Annotated in this window: 14 protein-coding genes; 2 read left to right on the forward strand and 12 right to left on the reverse strand. The window is 64.6% G+C overall.

Annotated features, from left to right (window positions below):
• Positions 1-105 precede the first annotated feature (105 nt).
• The 5 genes from QWL29_RS10600 to QWL29_RS10620 all read right to left on the reverse strand — a co-directional run bounded on the left by QWL29_RS10600 (position 106) and on the right by QWL29_RS10620 (position 7,505).
• Positions 106-1,074, reverse strand: a complete 969-nt coding sequence (locus QWL29_RS10600; protein WP_305822854.1) for a hypothetical protein — start codon at positions 1,072-1,074, stop codon at positions 106-108.
• A 239-nt stretch (positions 1,075-1,313) separates the two neighbouring features.
• A complete protein-coding gene (locus QWL29_RS10605) occupies positions 1,314-3,383 on the reverse strand; it encodes a M13 family metallopeptidase (RefSeq protein ID WP_305822855.1) in 2,070 nt (689 codons plus the stop codon).
• Between the two features lie 141 nt (positions 3,384-3,524).
• The gene (locus QWL29_RS10610; RefSeq protein ID WP_305822856.1) at positions 3,525-5,579 is read right to left on the reverse strand and encodes a M13 family metallopeptidase; all 2,055 of its coding nucleotides are present in this window, start codon (positions 5,577-5,579) and stop codon (positions 3,525-3,527) included.
• Positions 5,580-5,648: 69 nt separating this feature from the next.
• Entirely contained in the window at positions 5,649-6,752 is a 1,104-nt protein-coding gene (opgC, locus tag QWL29_RS10615) for an OpgC domain-containing protein (protein WP_305822857.1), read from the reverse strand.
• A gap of 180 nt (positions 6,753-6,932) precedes the next feature.
• Positions 6,933-7,505: a hypothetical protein gene (locus QWL29_RS10620; RefSeq protein WP_305822858.1), complete on the reverse strand. Its 573-nt coding sequence runs from the start codon at positions 7,503-7,505 to the stop codon at positions 6,933-6,935.
• 291 nt (positions 7,506-7,796) lie between these two features.
• On the opposite strand from QWL29_RS10620, the gene QWL29_RS10625 reads away from it, so the two are divergent.
• Together QWL29_RS10625 and QWL29_RS10630 are read left to right on the forward strand one after the other, a co-directional pair.
• Positions 7,797-9,218 (forward strand): S41 family peptidase, encoded by a 1,422-nt coding sequence (locus QWL29_RS10625; protein WP_305822859.1) that lies wholly within the window; start codon positions 7,797-7,799, stop codon positions 9,216-9,218.
• Positions 9,219-9,548: 330 nt separating this feature from the next.
• Positions 9,549-10,670, forward strand: a complete 1,122-nt coding sequence (locus QWL29_RS10630) for a beta-ketoacyl-ACP synthase III (RefSeq protein WP_305822860.1) — start codon at positions 9,549-9,551, stop codon at positions 10,668-10,670.
• Between the two features lie 85 nt (positions 10,671-10,755).
• Here QWL29_RS10630 and QWL29_RS10635 read toward each other — a convergent pair whose 3' ends face one another.
• The 7 genes from QWL29_RS10635 to QWL29_RS10665 all read right to left on the reverse strand — a co-directional run bounded on the left by QWL29_RS10635 (position 10,756) and on the right by QWL29_RS10665 (position 17,093).
• On the reverse strand, positions 10,756-12,786 hold the full coding sequence (locus tag QWL29_RS10635; RefSeq protein WP_305822872.1) for an NADPH-dependent 2,4-dienoyl-CoA reductase: 2,031 nt from the start codon (positions 12,784-12,786) through the stop codon (positions 10,756-10,758).
• A gap of 118 nt (positions 12,787-12,904) precedes the next feature.
• The gene (locus QWL29_RS10640) at positions 12,905-13,360 is read right to left on the reverse strand and encodes a hypothetical protein (RefSeq protein WP_305822861.1); all 456 of its coding nucleotides are present in this window, start codon (positions 13,358-13,360) and stop codon (positions 12,905-12,907) included.
• A gap of 13 nt (positions 13,361-13,373) precedes the next feature.
• A complete protein-coding gene (locus tag QWL29_RS10645) occupies positions 13,374-13,835 on the reverse strand; it encodes a DUF2721 domain-containing protein (RefSeq protein WP_229436144.1) in 462 nt (153 codons plus the stop codon).
• Positions 13,836-13,902: 67 nt separating this feature from the next.
• Entirely contained in the window at positions 13,903-14,859 is a 957-nt protein-coding gene (pip, locus tag QWL29_RS10650; protein WP_305822862.1) for a prolyl aminopeptidase, read from the reverse strand.
• Positions 14,860-14,910: 51 nt separating this feature from the next.
• Entirely contained in the window at positions 14,911-16,227 is a 1,317-nt protein-coding gene (locus QWL29_RS10655) for an amino acid deaminase (RefSeq protein WP_305822863.1), read from the reverse strand.
• A gap of 9 nt (positions 16,228-16,236) precedes the next feature.
• Positions 16,237-16,644 carry a DUF2750 domain-containing protein gene (locus tag QWL29_RS10660; RefSeq protein ID WP_305822864.1) on the reverse strand — a complete coding sequence of 136 codons (408 nt, stop codon included), beginning with the start codon at positions 16,642-16,644 and terminating at the stop codon, positions 16,237-16,239.
• Positions 16,645-16,784: 140 nt separating this feature from the next.
• A complete protein-coding gene (locus tag QWL29_RS10665; RefSeq protein ID WP_305822865.1) occupies positions 16,785-17,093 on the reverse strand; it encodes a DUF1272 domain-containing protein in 309 nt (102 codons plus the stop codon).
• Positions 17,094-17,152 lie beyond the last annotated feature (59 nt).

Genomic DNA, 17,152 nt, shown 5'->3' on the forward strand with positions numbered 1-17,152 from the left:
TCACCCTGCAAGCCACCAGGCTTGCAGGGTGATTTCATTTTTGGCCGAGGGATTTTATGCCGAATGCGCACGTATCGGCTCGCTGCGGCCTGGGCTTGGCCAGGTTTAACCAGCCCGGCAGAGTTTCTCTTCAAACCCTTGTGTGTACAGCAGTACCGGCGGCACCTGCGTCGCCGACCAGTTGCGTGGGATCCGCAACTGGCGCGCCGCATACAGGCAGGATGGATTCTTGCGGAACAGCGAACGTGCTTCGCCCGGATTCGCATCGATCCAGTTGTTGACCATGGCCTGCGACGTGGCAGGTAGTAGGTGCAGCGGCAGCCGCTTGAGCGAGGTATGCTCGCGGAATGCGCGGCTTTCGAGCTCGCCCTGCGCCTGACGCAGGCGCCGCTTGAAATACGCGACGATATTCTTGTAGCTCAGCTCCGCGATCCCGTCCACATCCCAAGTCGCGCCCGCAACGACTGTCACGCTACCCCGAGTCCATCGGCTGTTCACGGGATCGAGCCGGAAGGTCAGGGCCGCGCCCAGGAGCGGGTCGGTTCGATACAGCCCCACCGGCATGCGGAAACCCGTGTTGCGCAAGGCATGCATGCCTTCCGCGGTCACGGCATACAGATTGCCATGGATACCACCTTTCGCCAGCATGTGCTCGCGCAAGCGTTTCGCGGAGCGGCCACAGCTTGGCACACCACTGGCGGCCAGTGCAGTCGGCGTGGCGGCCAGGTGACGGGCGATGGCATCGAGCGCATCGGGCTTGACGCGTGCATAACCGTCGATGAAAAACGCCATGCCTTCTGTATCCCAGATGCGGTGGATATATTCGTTCCAGGTATGCGCCTTGTCGGCTGCCGCGATCGACCAGATTCGCAGGATACAGGTGTCGGATTCGATCGCCCGCGCCACGGCAGTGAATTGCTCGGCAAGCGCAGGGTTACCGTTGATCAGGACATCAATCCTCGCTTGTCGGCCTGCACAAGCAGCGATTGCGGCATTCACGGTGCCCATTAACATCGCTGGCGTCTCGCGTGCCGCAAAGATCGCTACAGCCCAAGCACCCTTCTCAACTGCCATGTGGTAACTCCATCAAATGAACGCACCCGATTATAAATCAGCTGGCATTAGGAATTAAAATAGTTGCAATAAGTAATGCCTTTTCGACACGTAGGACGAGCGCTCTGGCTCGCCTGCGGTAGGTGAACAGCCTAAACACAAACGACCCGATCGTTGCATCGATCGGGTCGTCACATGCCGCTGGTTTCAGCTTCCTGTTCGTGTTTCAAGGATACCGGGTCGGGCCGGCGGCCCGCGGCTTACCAGATAATCACGCGGTCTTTCGGCGCCAGGTACATCTTGTCGCCCTGCTTCACCTTGAAGGCTTCATAGAAGCCCGGCTGGTTCTTCAGGGTGCCGTTGGCGCGGTACTGGCCCGGCGAGTGCGGGTCGGTCTTCACCTGGGCGATCTGCGCCGGTTCGCGCATCTTCGAACGCCACACTTGCGCCCAGCCCATGTACAGGCGCTGCTCGCCGGTGAGGCCGTTGATGACTGGCGCTTTTTTACCGTTCAGCGAGATCCGGTAGGCCTTGGCAGCGATGGCCAGGCCCGAGTTGTCGGCGATGTTCTCGCCCAGGGTCAGTTCGCCGTTCACGTGGTAGCCAGGCAGCGGCTCGAAGGCGTTGTACTGCTCGACCAGCATCTTGGTCTTGGCCTTGAAGTTCTTGTGGTCCGACGGGCTCCACCAGTCGCGCAGGTTGCCGTCGCCGTCGTACTGTGCGCCCTGGTCGTCGAAGCCGTGGCTGATCTCGTGGCCGATCACGGCGCCGATGCCGCCGTAGTTGACCGCGTCATCCGCATTCGCGTCGAAGAACGGCGGCTGCAGGATCGCGGCCGGGAACACGATTTCGTTCATCTCCGGGTTGTAGTACGCGTTGATGGTCTGCGGCGTCATGCCCCACTCTTCGCGGTCGATCGGTTTGCCCAGCTTGTTGAGCTCACGGTCGCCTTCGACCACGCGCGAACGCATCACGTTGCCGACCAAATCGTCACGCTTGACGACCAGCGCCGAGTAGTCTTTCCACTTGTTCGGGTAGCCGATCTTCGGGGTGAACTTGGCCAGCTTGGCCTGCGCTTCCTTCTTGGTGGCAGGACTCATCCAGTCGATCTTGTCGATGCTCTGCTTGTAGGCCACCAGCAGGTTTTTCACCAGGGTTTCCATGCGCGCCTTGCGCTCGGCCGGGAAGTGCTCGGCCACGTACAGCTTGCCGACGGCTTCGCCCTGGGCACGCTCGACCACGCCGACGCCACGCTTCCAGCGCGGTTCGATCTGGGTCACGCCCGACAGGGTCTTGCCGTAGAAGTCGAAGCGCTGGTCAACAAAAGCCTTCGACAGGTAGCTGCTGTAGCTGTCCACCAGGTGCATGGCCAGGTAGGCTTTCCAGGTGTCGAGCGAGGTCTTGTTCGACAGCTCGGCGAAGCCCTTCAGGTAGGTCGGCTGGCTGACGATGACGTAATCGGTCTTGCCTTCGATGCCCGTGGTCTTGAGCCAGCTGGCCCAGTCGTAGTTCGGGGCGATCTTCGCCATGTCGGTCAGGTTGACCTTGTTGTAGGCCTTGATCGGGTCGCGCAGCTCGACCTTGGTCCACTGCACCTTGGCCAGCTCGGTCTCGAAGTCGACGATGGCTTTTGCATTCGCGGCGGCGTTCTTGTCGCCGGCCAGCGCCAGGGTCTTCTCGATGTGGGTCAGGTACTTGGCCTTCACGTCGGCCAGTTTCGCATCGTCCGTCTTCAGGTAGTAGTCGCGGTCAGGCATGCCCAGGCCGCCCTGGTAGATGTCGGCCACGTACTTGGTCGAATCCTTGTTGTCCTGGTGGATGCCGAAGTCGAACGGCACGTTGACGCCGATCTTGCCCAGGCGCGCCAGCACGGCCGGCAGCTCGGCCTTGTCCTTGATGGCGGCGATCTTGCCCAGTTCGGCGCTCAAAGGGCTCACGCCCAGCTGCTCGAGGCGCGCTTCGTCCATGAAGCTGGCCCAGAAGTCGCCGATGCGCTGGGCATCGGTGCCGGCGGCCGGGTTGCCGGCGGAAGCTTTCTCGATGATGCCGCGGATCTGCGGCAGGGTGTTCTCGCGCAGTTCCATGAACGAACCCCAGCTCGACTTGTCGGCCGGGATCTCGACGTTCTTCAGCCACTTGCCGTTCAGGTACTCGAAGAAGTCGTCCTGCGGACGCACGCTCGATTCGATGTATTCGGTGGCGATGCCGGCCGACAGGACCGGGGCTTTCGCGGTTTTCGATGTCGCTGCGGCTGCGGCGGCGCCGGTTTCAGCTTGTGCGAAACCGGCAATCATTGCCAGCGTCAGGGCGCTCAGCATGTGCTTTTTCATGTGTGTCTCTCCACTGTTTTGAATGATGTCTCTTGAATGAGATGCGGCCGGCGCCTCGTGAGCGCCGGCCGTTTTTTCCGTCAGGTCAGATATGCATACGTCCCGTAGGTACGGGCCGTATGCTTGGCCGGACCGGTGACTTTACCAGATCGAGACGCGATCTTTCGGCGCCAGGTACATTTTGTCGCCTTCCTTCACGCCAAAGGCTTCGTAGAAGGCCGGGTGGTTCATCACGGTGCCGTTGGCGCGGAACTGGCCCGGCGAGTGCGGGTCGGTCTTCACTTGCACGATCTGCTGGGCTTCGCGCATCTTCGAGCGCCACACCTGGCCGAAGCCCATGAAGAAACGCTGGTCGCCGGTGAGACCGTCGATGACAGGCGCAGGTTTGCCCTTCAGCGAGATCTTGTAGGCTTTGTAGGCAATCGCCAGGCCCGAGTTGTCGCCGATGTTCTCGCCCAGGGTCAGTTCGCCGTTGACGTTATAGCCAGGCAGCGGGCTGTAGCTGTTGTACTGCTTGACCAGCATGTCGGTGCGCTTTTTAAAGGCGTCCAGGTCTTCCTTGGTCCACCAGTTGCGCAAATTGCCTTCGCCGTCGGACTGGCTGCCCTTGTCGTCGAAGCCGTGGCCGATCTCGTGGCCGATCACGGCGCCGATGGCGCCGTAGTTGACGGCGTCGTCGGCGCGCATGTCGAAGAACGGCGGCTGCAGGATCGCGGCCGGGAACACGATCTCGTTCATCGAGCTGCTGTAGTAGGCGTTCACCGTCTGCGGCGTCATGCCCCACTCTTCGCGGTCGATCGGCTGGCCCAGCTTGCCGATGTTGCGGTTGTAGCCGAATTCCGAAGCGCGCTTGACGTTGCCGACCAGGTCATCGGAACGGATGCTCAGCTTCGAGTAGTCGCGCCACTTGTTCGGGTAGCCGACCTTCGGCACGAATTTCGCCAGCTTGGCCTGGGCTTCGACCTTGGTGGCCGGGGTCATCCAGTCGAGGTGATCGATGCTTTCCTTGTAGGCGGCGGTGACGTTCTTCACCAGTTCTTCCATGCGCGCCTTGCGCTCGGCCGGGAAGTATTTTTCCACGTACAGCTTGCCGGCGGATTCGCCCAGCGCGCCTTCGACCAGCGACACGCCCGACTTCCAGCGCGGACGGTTTTCGGTGACGCCGGTCAGCACGGTGCCATAGAAGGCGAAGTTGGCGTCGACAAAATCCTTCGACAGGTAAGGCGCGTATTCGCGCAGCAGCTGCCACTCGAAGTAGGACTGCAGGGTGGCCAGGTCGGTCTTGGCCAGCACCGCGTTGAAGCCGGTCAGGTAGCTCGGCTGGGCGACGATGATGTAGTCGATCTTGTTGCCGATGCCGGATGCCTTCAGGGCCGCGTTCCAGTCGTAGCCCGGGGTCAGCTTGCCCAGCTCGGCCAGGCTCATCTTGTTGTAGCGCTTGACCGGGTCGCGGTTCTCGACCTTGGTCCACTGCACCTGCGCCAGCTCGGTCTCGAATGCGACGATGGCTTTCGCCTGGGCCGCGGCGTTCTTTTCGCCGGCCAGGGTCAGGATCTGGGCCACGTGCGCTTCGTACTTGGCGCGGGTGTCCGCCATGCGCTTGTCGTCGAGCTTCAGGTAGTAGTCGCGGTCCGGCATGCCCAGGCCGCTCTGGCCGATGTAGGTGGCGTACTTGGTGGAGGCGCGCGCATCCTGGCCGACGCGGATGCCGTACGGGGTCGCCACGCCGATCTTCGACAGGTGGGCCACCAGTTCCGGCACGGCCTTTTTATCCTTCAGGCCGCGGATGCGCTGCAGCTCGCCCGACAGCGGCTTCACGCCCAGGGTTTCGAGCCTGGCTTCGTCCATGAAGCTGGCGTACAGATCGCCGATCTTCTGGGTGTCGGTGCCGGCCTTCTTGCCCTGTTCCTTCTGGGCTGCTTCGATGATCTCGCGCAGGTGGGCCTGGGCGTCGTCGCGCAGCTGCATGAAGGTGCCCCAGCTGGCCTTGTCGGCCGGGATCTCGGTCGACTTCAGCCACTTGCCGTTCAGGTGGGTGAAGAAGTCGTCCTGCGGACGCACCGAGTTGTCGATGAACTGGGTGTCGATCCCGGAGATCGGCGCGGATACCTGGGCGCTGGTCGGGGTGGCGTTGCCGGCGTGGGCAAACGCGGCCAGCACGGACAGGGTCAGGGTGCTCAGAAGGGTACGTTTCAAGATGATCCTCAATCTACAAAAAGAACGGCGCGAAGCCGGGAGACACAACACGGTACAAAAAAAAGGGGGTCACGAAGGTGGCCCGGGCTGGGCCAGGGCCGCAGGAAGGGCCTGGCGGACCGCCCTGGCGCGGCGCTTCAGCACTTCCCGGTACAGCAGCGCGGGCAGGCTCAGGCTGGCGACGACCAGCATGTCGAAGCCGATGTTGGCCACGAAGCCGTAGTGTTCGGCCACGTGCATGGTCAGCGGCTCGGCCAGGTACACGACCAGCACGTGCCAGGTAAACACCTGCAGCGAATAGGTGCCGATGAAGCGGAACCAGGGCAGGCCGGCGTGGCGGTCGACCAGGCGCAGCAGGGCCAGCAGCAGCACCAGCTGGGCGATGACGTTCGCGAAGCGGAAGAAGCCGAGGTCCGACTTGTCGAAGTAGAACTGGATCCCCGCCGGCAGCACGACGATGCCATGGCGCGCCAGGATGCAGAACACGACGATGGCGGCGGCGATCAGTACCGAGGCGCGGCTCGGCGCCAGGTCGGTGCGGCCCTGGTGCTTGTGCGCGTAGCCCAGGTACAAGCCGGTCACCCACAGCAGCTGCCAGCCGAACAGATTGAAGAAGCCGTCGCTGCCGCTGATGCCCGAGGCCTCGGCCACGGCCGGCACCGGGTCGAACAGCTGGCCGGCCACCCACAGCGCCACGCTGCCCAGCAGGACCCAGGCGCCCTGCCCCTTGTCCAGCGCGTACAGCAGCACGGGCGTGAGCAGGGCGAAGACGATGTACATCGGCAGGATGTCGAAGTAGGTCGGCTGGTGCACCAGCAGCAGGGCGCCGGCCACGGTCTTCATGACCGACCGGTCGTCGACGAAGGAATGGCCGAAATAGCGGTCGTAGGCCGGCAGCGCCAGCACCACGGCCAGCAGGATCAGGAACGAGAGGATGTGGTACTTGTAGATCTTGAAGGCGCGCTTGCCGGAGGTGCGCAGCATGGCCAGGAAGGAGACGTGCGCGATCTGCGAGGTGATCGCATAGGTGTAGGCGGACAGCAGGATGAAGCCTTCGGCCGCCGAGACGAAGCCGAAAGGCTGGCGGGTCGCCATCACGCCCAGGTGGTTCAGCGTCATGAAGGCCAGCAGGATTCCGCGCAAGGTGTCGAGCCGGATATCGCGTTTGCTCATGTTGTTATTGTCTGCTTGTCCAGTACCGATAGTTCGGTACTTATATTGTCAGTGCCGCAGTCCCTACGCTCTCCGTCCTTCGATTGCCGCCATGCTCCCCCTTATCACCAAAACATTCTAGCAGCGGTCCGGGCCGGGAATGTGGCTGCCGCTGTCTTTGTTACGTTTCGATACACGGCCTCAGAAACCGATGGACGCGCCGCCCTGGTTGCCGCCCATGCCGCCTGCGCCGCCGGGACGGCCACGTCCTCCGGGGCCGCCGGGTCCGCCGTGGCCGCCGCCTTCGCGCGCACCGCCGCCCTCCCCGCGCGGCGGCGCGGCGTCGCGCACCCGTTCCAGCTGGTCGGCCAGGAAGCGCAGCACCACGGCGCGCTGGCGGTCGTCGAGGGCGTCGTTCAGCAGCAGCCATTGCGCGCGCAGGGCCTGGTCTTCCTGTGCGCTCGCCTGCGCTTCGGCGTCGGCGGCCGTGCCCAGCGTGCGCAATTCGGCGCCCGGATTGTTCGCCAGCGCCGCGGCCTGCGCCTGCAGGCGTTCGCGCCGCCCTTGCCGTTCGCGCAGCAGCGCGCGGGTGCGCTGTTCGCTTTGCTGCCACAGCAGCTGCTGGTTGGCGTTCAGCGCCAGCGCCTTGCGCAGTTCCGGCGCCATGGCCAGCAGGTCGTCGGCGCGCAGGTCCATCAAGGGCGAGGCCGTGGCGGCGCCGGCGTGCAGGATCAGCGCCAGGGCGGCGGCGCGTGCAAAAGGTGTCAGATTCATGGAGGCTCCGGGCAAAAAAAAGCCCATGGAGGGGGCCATGGGCAAAATCCACTGTTGGGGTGTGGAGAGAGAAAAACTGCAATTCACTATAGGGTCTGCGGCCGGGCTGCACCGGTGACTCTTACAATTGCTTACCGGACGCAAAGACGACTTTACAATCGCCTTGACAAAGCCATCACGGATCGCTTGCGCCCTGCGGAAGCGGGCGAATCGGGTTTATACTGGCCCTACGCTATCTCATGCGTGCCAGGCTGCCGTGTGCTGCCTTTATCACGCCGTCACTATTTACTTATGCGTTCCACTCTGAAAAACACCGGCTTGCTGGCTGTCGGCGTCGTTGCCGGCGTCGCGGTCACGATGCAGTTTTCCGCGCTGGCCTACAAGCCGGTCGAGCCGAGCATGCCGCTCGACGGCCTGCGCCAGCTGTCCAGGGTGGTCGACATCATCCAGTCCGACTACGTCGAGCCGGTCAAGGGCGACAAGCTGCTCACCGAGGCCATCAACGGCATGGTCGGCTCGCTCGACCCGCATTCCGGCTACCTCGACCCGGCCGCCTACCGCGAACTGCGCGAAGGCACCGAGGGCCGTTTCGTCGGCCTGGGCATCGAGATCGGCCAGAGCGACGAGGGCTATGTGGAAATCGTCGCGCCGATGGAAGATTCGCCGGCCGAACGCGCCGGCATCCAGGCCGGCGACCTGATCACCCGCATCGACGGCGCGGATGTGCGCGGCCTCGGCCTGGACGAAGCGGTCAAGCGCATGCGCGGCACGCCCGGCACCCGCGTCACACTGACCATCGCCCGCGCCAGCGCGCCGCAGCCGCTGGTGCTGACCGTCGAGCGCCGCGAAATCGTGCAGAAAAGCGTCAAGGCCAAGATCGTCGAGCCGGGCTATGCCTGGATGCGCATCGCGCAATTCCAGGAGCCGACCGTCGACGACATGGCCGCCAAGCTGGCCGAGCTGGCGCGCAAGGAGCCGCACCTGAAAGGCCTGGTGCTCGACTTGCGCAACGACCCGGGCGGCCTGCTGCAGGGTGCAATCGGCGTCGCCGCCGCCTTCCTGCCCGAGGGCGTGGAAGTCGTGTCGACGAATGGCCAGCTGGCCGAGATGCGCCAGCGCTTCTATGGCCGGCCCGAGTACTACATGCTGCGCAGCGGGCGCGACCCGCTGGCCGGCGTGCCGAACCTGTTCAAGACGCTGCCGCTGGTGGTGCTGGTAAATACCGGCTCGGCCTCGGCCTCCGAGATCGTGGCCGGCGCGCTGCAGGACCACAAGCGCGCCAGCATCGTCGGCACCCAGACCTTCGGCAAGGGCTCGGTGCAGACCATCCGCCCGATCGGCACCGATGCCGCGGTGAAGCTGACCACGGCGCGCTACTACACCCCGGCCGGGCGCTCGATCCAGGCGCGCGGCATCGTGCCCGATTTTGCCGTCGACGAAACCGCCGAGGACGACGGTTTGAATGCCCTGCGCATGCGCGAGGCCGACCTCGAGCACCACCTGACCGGCGACGCCGAGGAAGCCACGCGCGAGGACGACATCGAGGAGCAGATGGCCTTGCTCGCCAAGCTGCGCCAGCGTAAGCCGCTGGCCTACGGCAGCGCCACAGACTTCCAGCTGGCGCAGGCGGTGAAGCACCTGAAGGGCGAAAGCATGCAGTTGTCGACGCGGCAGGATGGGGCGAAGCTGGCGGGGGCGGCGAAGCAGGATTAGTGTGTTTGCCGCGCCCGTAGGGTGGGCACTCCGTGCCCACGCGGAACGACGCGTCATGTTGGCTCCGTTCCCAGCCGCGTGGCATGCTTCCAGACACACTATCCAGGAGCAGGCCTGAACATCCAAACATGGCCAACACCATGCCGGCTTCCGCGTGGGCACAGAGTGCCCACCGTACCGTTGCCTTATCGACTTGGCAAAAACTGGCCATCCAATCCGAATAATCTGCCTACAAAATAGTCACCCCGACAATTCCCAGGCCTCCCCCGATTGTGTAGAATCGCCGTCAGTCTTGGGGAAACACCCCTTATCTCCTTTGAAAGTCCGAACATGAAATCTGTCGTCATCAGCGGCACCGGCCTGTTTACGCCTCCGTATTCCATCTCGAACGACGAGCTGGTGACGGCGTTCAATGCCTACGTCGAGCTGCACAACACTGAAAACGCCGCCGCCATCGCCGCGGGCGAAGTCACCGCCCTCGAACCGTCGAGCAGCGGCTTCATCGAAAAAGCCTCCGGCATCAAGTCGCGCTACGTGATGGAAAAGGAAGGCATCCTCGATCCGGCGCACATGACCTCGCGCATCGCCGAGCGTGGCGACGACGAGATCTCGCTGCAGGCCGAGATGTGCGTGGCCGCCGCCAAGGATGCGCTGGCGCGCGCCGGCCGCGTGGCCGCCGACATCGACATGGTACTGGTCGCCGCCTCGAACATGCAGCGCGCCTACCCGGCCATGGCGGTCGAAGTCCAGGAAGCCCTGGGCATCGAAGGCTATGGATTCGACATGAACGTGGCCTGCTCCTCGGCCACCTTCGGCATCCAGACTGCGATGGCCGCCGTGCAGACCGGCCAGGCGCGCGCCGTGCTGGTGCTGAACCCGGAAATCACCAGCGGCCACCTGAACTTCCGCGACCGCGACAGCCACTTCATCTTCGGCGATGCCTGCACTGCGATGATCATCGAGGCGGCCGACAGCGCCGTCGGCGAGCACCAGTTCGAGATCCTCGATTCGAAACTGAAGACCAAGTTCTCGAACAACATCCGCAACAACTTCGGCTTCATGAACCGCTTCGACGAATCCGGCGTGGGCGCGTCCGACAAGCTGTTCCGCCAGCAGGGCCGCAAGGTGTTCAAGGAAGTGTGCCCGATGGCCGCCGAGATGATCCGCGAGACCGTGGGAGCGGCCGGCCTGGAGATTCCGCAGGTATCGCGCTACTGGCTGCACCAGGCGAACCTGAACATGAACCTCCTGATCACGCGCACCCTGCTCGGCCGCGACGCCGAGCCGAGCGAAGCGCCGGTGATCCTCGACAGCTACGCCAACACCTCGTCGGCCGGCTCGATCATCGCCTTCCACAAATACCAGGACGACCTTCCGCAGGGGGCGAATGGCGTGATCTGCTCGTTCGGCGCCGGTTATTCGATCGGCTGTGTGGTCGTTCGCAAGAAGTAAATCCTCTGGGACGGTGGCCTGGAACGGCAAATGGACCGCTTGCGGTCCATTTTTTTGCCCGATGCTTTCCGGCTGACGGCGCCCGTTACAGGCGCGCCGCCAGTTCCGCCCCCTCCCGGATCGCCCGCTTCGCATCCAGCTCGGCCGCCAGCACGGCGCCGCCGATCTTGTGGAAAGCCGGCCCGCCAGTTGCACCCGGCGCCGTCAGCTCGTCCAGGCTCTCCTGCCCGGCGCAGATCACCACGTTGTCCACTTCCAGCAGCTTCTGTTCGCCGCCAACCGTGATGTGCAGGCCGGCGTCGTCGATGCGGTCGTACTGCACGCCGGCCAGCATGGTCGCGCCGCCGCGCTGCAAGGCCGCGCGGTGCACCCAGCCCGAGGTTTTACCGAGCCCCGCGCCGGGACGCGTGGTCTTGCGCTGCAGGAGCCAGAGCTGGCGGAAGGGATGCGCCGGCACTGGTTTGACCAGCCCGCCCGGCGTGCCGACCTTCAAGTCGACACCCCACTCTCCGGTCCAGGTGGCCACCGGCTGCGGCAGCGGGTGGCTGGGATCGTGCAGCAGGAATTCGCCGGTATCGAAACCGATGCCGCCGGCGCCGATGATGGCCACGCGTTTTCCCACCGGCGCCTTGTCGCGCAGGACCTCGAGATAGGACAGCACCTTCGGGTGCTCGATGCCGGGAATCGCCGGTTTGCGCATGCGCACGCCGGTGGCGACGATGACCTCATCAAAAGCCCCGGCCAGCAGTTCCTCGCGCGTGACGCGGCGGTTCAGCTGCACGTTCACGCCGGTCATCTCCAGCTTGCGCCCGAAGTAGCGGATGGTCTCGGCGAATTCTTCCTTGCCGGGGACTTGCATGGCCACGTTGAACTGGCCGCCGATGCGGTTCGATGCTTCGAACAAGGTGACTGCGTGCCCGCGCTCGGCCGCCACGGTCGCCGCCGACAGGCCCGCAGGCCCGGCGCCGACCACGGCGATGCGGCGCGGCTTGGCCGTCCTGGCGTACACCAGTTCGGTCTCGTGGCAGGCGCGCGGATTGACCAGGCAGCTGGCGCGCTGGTTGGCGAAGGTGTGGTCGAGACAGGCCTGGTTGCAGCCGATGCAGGTGTTGATCTCATCGGCGCGGCCGGCCGCGGCTTTCGCGACAAAACTGGCATCGGCCAGGAAGGGGCGCGCCATCGACACCATGTCGGCGTCGCCGCGCGCGATCAGCTCGTTCGCCTCGTGCGGCATGTTGATGCGGTTCGAAGCCACCACCGGGATGCCCACCTCCTCCCGCAGGCGCCCGGCCACGCTGGCGAACGCCGCGCGCGGCACCGAGGTGACGATGGTCGGCACGCGCGCCTCGTGCCAGCCGTAACCCGTGTTCAGGATGGTGACGCCGGCCGCTTCCAGCGCGCGCGCCACGGTCACCACTTCGTCCCAGGTGTTGCCGCCTTCGACCAGGTCGAGCACCGAGTGGCGGTACATGATGATGAAGTTCGGGCCGACGGCCTGGCGGATGCGGCGCACCACGTCCAGCGCCAGGCGCATGCGGTTTTCGATAGGGCCTCCCCATCCGTCCTCGCGTTTGTTCACGCGCGCGCACAGGAACTGGTTCAGCAGGTAGCCTTCGCTGCCCATCACCTCGACGCCGTCGTAGCCGGCCTGTTTTGCCAGTTTCGCGCAGCGCGCATAGGCGCGGATGGTGGACTCGATGTCGCGTTCGCTCAGGGCGCGCGGCTTGAAGGGAGAAATCGGCGATTTTTTATCGGATGCCGAGACCACGAAGGGCTGATAACCGTAGCGGCCGGCGTGCAGGATCTGCAGCAGGATCTTGCCGCCCTCCTCGTGCACGGCGCGCGTGACGCGGCGGTGGTTCGGCACGTCGCCGAGGAAGTTCAGGGTGCCGCCCATCGGCAGCAGCCAGCCCTGCCGGTTCGGCGAGATGCCGCCGGTGACGATCAGCCCCACGCCGCCTGCTGCGCGCTCGCGGTAGAAGGCGGCCAGCTTGCCGTAGTTGTAGAAGCGGTCTTCGAGGCCGGTGTGCATCGAGCCCATGATCACGCGGTTCTTCAGGGTGGTGAAGCCGAGGTCGAGGGGCTGCAGCAGGTGGGGGTAGGCGGGATTGGTCATCACGGCATTAGACCGTGAATCCGTGGAGAGGGGGTTCTAAACGTTGCTTCGTTTTCGATCTGCGAGCGTTGTACCGCGTGGGCACGAGTGCCCACGCGGTCGTACCCGCGCAAACCACTTACACCAAATGGCTCTCCGGCGCTCGCAACTCGGCAAACTGCTCGATGCTGCCGATGCGCACGACAACCGGATTCAAACTCGCATTCGGCGACATCGAACGCCATGCAAACTGCCATTCCTTCTCGCGCGCCTGGCCCGCGCTCTTGGAGAACGCGGCGCCCAGCGGCGAGCGGGCGCCGTATTCGATGGCGCCGTCGATGCCGGCCCAGTTGGGCAGCGCGCGCTGCACGGCGCGGTGCAGGCGTTCGCCGAATTCCTCGGTGTTGTGGATCACCAGGCAGCAGTCGGCCGGCGACAGGATTTCGAACAGGTTCTTGCTCCATTCGCGCGAGAACGACAGGGACAGGAAACCGCCGGACGGCAGCAGCGTGAATTTTCCGGCCGTGAGCGCCTGCTCGAGGTCGCTGCGCATGCCGTAGCTGTGCAAGGTGGGTGGGCGCTGGTAGTCTTGCATGTAATACTCGATTCTATGGTTGGGCGCGGCGCACCGGCGGCACCAGGCTGGCGTCGTGGCGCATGCGCATGAAGCGCGAGGAGATGAAGATCTCGCGCAGGAAAAAGACGAAGCTGCTGATCAGGCCACCCATCGCCAGCACGAAGGAGGCGGCGATGTACTTGTCGAGCTTGATGTTGGTGGAGTCGCCCAGGAACAGCATCGCAATCACCAGGCATACCAGGAAGCCGCAGAAGGTGCTCGAGGTGATGGCGTAGTTGATCAGGTGCGAGCGCTGGTACAGCACTTCGAGTTCTTCGGTGTACTCGTCGTTGGCGGCGATGTGCAGGCGGTCTTCCAGCACCCGGGTGCGGTCGATGATGCGGGCCAGGCGGTTGGTCAGCACCGTCAGCTTGGTCGCCACGCCGGTCAGCAGGAACACGGGCGCGATCGCCAGCTGGATCATGTGGCCGATGTCGCTAATCTGGATATTCATGGAAACACGTTTCTTGGCGTTGTGGGTGTGTCAGGCGTAGTGTAGCAGGCGCGTACAAGGGCAATCGTCAATCGAAGCGCCGGTTCCGCTTGAACTGCTCGGTGGCCCCGACCAGCGCCCGCGCAATGCCCGTTTCCAGGGCGCCGTGGCCGGCGTCGGGAATCATGCGCAGCCTGGCGCCCGGCCAGGCCTTGTGCAGGCGGTGCGCCGACAGCGGCGGGCAGATCACGTCGTAGCGGCCCTGCACGATCACGGCGGGCAGGTGAGAAATGCGGCCGATGTTGCGCACCAGCTGGTCTTCCGACAGGAAAGCGCCGTTCGCCATATAGTGCGCTTCCAGGCGGCCCACGCCGAGGTCGAGCGTGTCGGATGGCTGCTCTTCTTCCTGCGGCAGCAGGAACACGCGCCGGCCCTCGAAGCGGCTCCAGGCGCGCGCCGCCGGCCAGAACACGGCCGGGTCGTCGCACAGCAAACGGCGCGCATAGGCCTGCAGCAGCTCGCCGCGTTCGCTTTGCGGGATCGGTTCGATGAATTCCTCGTACAGCTCGGGGTAGAACCACTGCACGCCGTGCAGGAACCAGTCGACTTCGGCCTGCGTGCACAGGAAGATTCCGCGCAGCACGAAACCGAGGCAGCGTTCCGGATGCGCCTGGCCATAGGCCAGCGCCAGGGTCGAGCCCCAGGAACCGCCGAAGACCAGCCACTGCGAGATGCCGAACATCACGCGCAGGCGCTCGATGTCGTCGATCAGCAGTTGCGTCGTGTTGTCGCGCCACTCGCCCAGCGGCGTCGATTTGCCGGCGCCGCGCTGGTCGAACAGGATCACACGGTAGGCTTGCGGATCGAAGAAGCGGCGGTGCTGGGGCGACAGGCCGGCGCCGGGGCCGCCGTGCAGGAACAGCACCGGGATGCCGTTCGGGTTGCCTACCTCTTCCCAATAGATCGTGTGCAGCGCGTCGACCGCGAGCATGCCGTGGCGCAGCGGTTGAATCGGGGGAAACAGCGACGACGGGGTGGCGGGCATGGCGGCTCTCTCGAAGGACGAGGGAGGATTGTAGCCTACCGCCCCCCGCTTTCAGAAGAAGGTGTTGATGGCGCCACGCACGGCGTAACTGTCGTCCACTTCGAGCAGCAGTTTCCACTTGTCGAAGGTCGTGCAGGGGTGCGAAATGCCGCAGCCGACCAGGTCGCCCACCGCCAGTTCGCTGCACAGGGGATGGCCCTCGGGCAGGCGCAGGTAGGCGTGCTGGTCGTTCATCTTGACGATGGCGGCGCCTTCAGGGAGCGCGTGCGGCACACCCGGCCCCGGGCGGTGCCAGCAGAGCGGAGTGGGCAGGTCGGCATCGTAGGAAGCGTCGCGCTTGCCCATGGTGAGGATCGCCAGGTTGGGCTCGGGACGCGACTGCACCATGGACCAGACTTCCAGCGCCGCGCGCAGGCTCTCTTCTTCGTCTTCACGGGCGTTCAGCTCGCGGATGTGCCGTTGGTACAGGCCGTGGTCGCTGGTCAGGTAGCAGCCGCTGCGCAGGATGGCTTTTACCGGTTTCGACAGGCTGCCCACCCTGGCGAAGCCGCGCGCCACCAGGTCGAAATAGGACGAACCGCCGGCCGAGAGCAGGATCTCGCTGCCGGTGAACAGGCCTTCGTCGTTGGCGCTTTGCGCCAGCGCCACCAGCTGCGCCAGGAATGCATCGACGGCGCGCAGGTCGGCCGCGCGGTCGTCGGTCACCAGCAAGCCTTCGTAGCCCTCGAAGCCGGCCAGCAACAGGCCGGGGGCGCCGGCGATGGCGCGTGCCACGGTCAATGCTTCCTCCGGCGTGCGGCAGCCGGCGCGCTTGCCTGCCAGACCCAGCTCGACGAGTAGCGGCAGCGGGCGCTGCAAGGGATGGGCCTCGACTGCCTGCGCCAGGCGCGCCACGCCGGCCAGCGAATCGGCCAGCACCACGCATTCGAAATCCGGGTCGCCATGCAGCAGGGCCAGGATGGCGCGGATGTCAGCTGGCGCGATCAATTGATTAGCCAATAAAACGCGCCGCACGCCGAAGCGGTGCGCGACCTGCACCTGGGTGGCGCTGGCCAGCGTGATGCCCCAGGCGCCATTGGCCAGCTGGGCGCCGAAGAGCTGCGGGCTCATCGTGGTCTTGCCGTGCGGCGCCAGCAGCACGCCATGGCATTCGCAAAACTGGCGCATCCATTCGAGGTTGTGTTTGAGTGCCTCGGTTTTCAGCACCGCGACCGGGAAACCCGTGTCGGCATGTAGCACGTTCCAGCCCTGCACGCCGATGGCGCCCTGGCGCAGCGGCTCCGTGAGGGGCAAACCTTTGTCACCCGGCATCAACATTTGTTCATCCAGGCTGGCCAGGGCCAGGCCGTCGTAGGGCAGCGTGTGCATGGTCTCGTGTTATTCGGGTGGAGGGGGTGCGGTGTGTGCGTGGTGCTGGCGCATGCGCCATTCGAGGTCGGCGCGCAGCGTGGCGTGGGACGGCGTGAGTCCGTATTCGTCCGGCGTGTAGGTAATTCCCGGCAGCACGCCATCGCTTTCCAGCTGGGGGAGCAATTCCTCGAGCAGCTCGCTCAATGCAAACGTATGCGGTTCATACCCCGTCCATTCGAGCACGGCGCACTGCTGAGCCAGCTCGGCCGTGGGCCACATCGGGAACACCAGCGCGCCGTCGTCGGTCTTGCCGATGGCCCAGCCGTCCTGGTACAGGCCCCAGACTTCGCCGCTGGCAGCCACGCCGCGCACGAAATGTTCGTAGCGCAGCTGTTTGGGGAGAACGATGACGGACGCGGTGTCGCGGGGTTCCATGGTGCGGTCAGGGAGTAAGGTCAGATGCAGGATACAAAAAATGCGGGGGATTAGACGCGCTCTTGGCGCCGCATCGCATGTATTGATCATCCTGATCCGTTTCCATCTAGGTAGGATTTTTCCCAAAATGGGTACGCTGCCTAGCGCTCTTGGGGCGCGATGTCTTGTATCGCAGCCGCAAATAGCGCGTGGATGCCCGGATCGACCGGCCGATGCTTGGGCGTCGTGGACGCCGGGTCTCCGCCCAAATAATTCCCGTTCTTCCAGTTGCGTGCAGGCCGGATGGGCCGCGGTGTGAAACCGCCGCCGCAGTTCGGGCAGACATTGCCCAACACAGCATCGACGCAGGAGGCACAAAAGGTGCATTCATAACTGCAGATACGCGCTTCCAACGATGCCGGTGGCAGGGCTTTATTGCAGTGTTCGCAGCTGGGCCGCAGTTCAAGCATGTTCCATTTCCTTAGGCGGTCTCAAGAACCAATTGCAACACCGGGGTTAATGGATCGCG

It is taken from the genome of Massilia brevitalea (assembly GCF_030711405.1).
Taxonomy (GTDB): domain Bacteria; phylum Pseudomonadota; class Gammaproteobacteria; order Burkholderiales; family Burkholderiaceae_D; genus Telluria; species Telluria brevitalea.

Coding starts and splice junctions, on each gene's coding strand:
- QWL29_RS10630 (WP_305822860.1), top strand. CDS start 9,549: ATGAAATCTGTCGTCATCAGCGGCACCGGCCTGTTTACGCCTCCGTAT.
- QWL29_RS10625 (WP_305822859.1), top strand. CDS start 7,797: ATGCGTTCCACTCTGAAAAACACCGGCTTGCTGGCTGTCGGCGTCGTT.
- QWL29_RS10640 (WP_305822861.1), bottom strand. CDS start 13,360: ATGCAAGACTACCAGCGCCCACCCACCTTGCACAGCTACGGCATGCGC.
- QWL29_RS10645 (WP_229436144.1), bottom strand. CDS start 13,835: ATGAATATCCAGATTAGCGACATCGGCCACATGATCCAGCTGGCGATC.
- QWL29_RS10605 (WP_305822855.1), bottom strand. CDS start 3,383: ATGAAAAAGCACATGCTGAGCGCCCTGACGCTGGCAATGATTGCCGGT.
- QWL29_RS10665 (WP_305822865.1), bottom strand. CDS start 17,093: ATGCTTGAACTGCGGCCCAGCTGCGAACACTGCAATAAAGCCCTGCCA.
- QWL29_RS10635 (WP_305822872.1), bottom strand. CDS start 12,786: ATGACCAATCCCGCCTACCCCCACCTGCTGCAGCCCCTCGACCTCGGC.
- QWL29_RS10620 (WP_305822858.1), bottom strand. CDS start 7,505: ATGAATCTGACACCTTTTGCACGCGCCGCCGCCCTGGCGCTGATCCTG.
- QWL29_RS10600 (WP_305822854.1), bottom strand. CDS start 1,074: ATGGCAGTTGAGAAGGGTGCTTGGGCTGTAGCGATCTTTGCGGCACGC.
- pip (WP_305822862.1), bottom strand. CDS start 14,859: ATGCCCGCCACCCCGTCGTCGCTGTTTCCCCCGATTCAACCGCTGCGC.
- QWL29_RS10660 (WP_305822864.1), bottom strand. CDS start 16,644: ATGGAACCCCGCGACACCGCGTCCGTCATCGTTCTCCCCAAACAGCTG.
- QWL29_RS10655 (WP_305822863.1), bottom strand. CDS start 16,227: ATGCACACGCTGCCCTACGACGGCCTGGCCCTGGCCAGCCTGGATGAA.
- opgC (WP_305822857.1), bottom strand. CDS start 6,752: ATGAGCAAACGCGATATCCGGCTCGACACCTTGCGCGGAATCCTGCTG.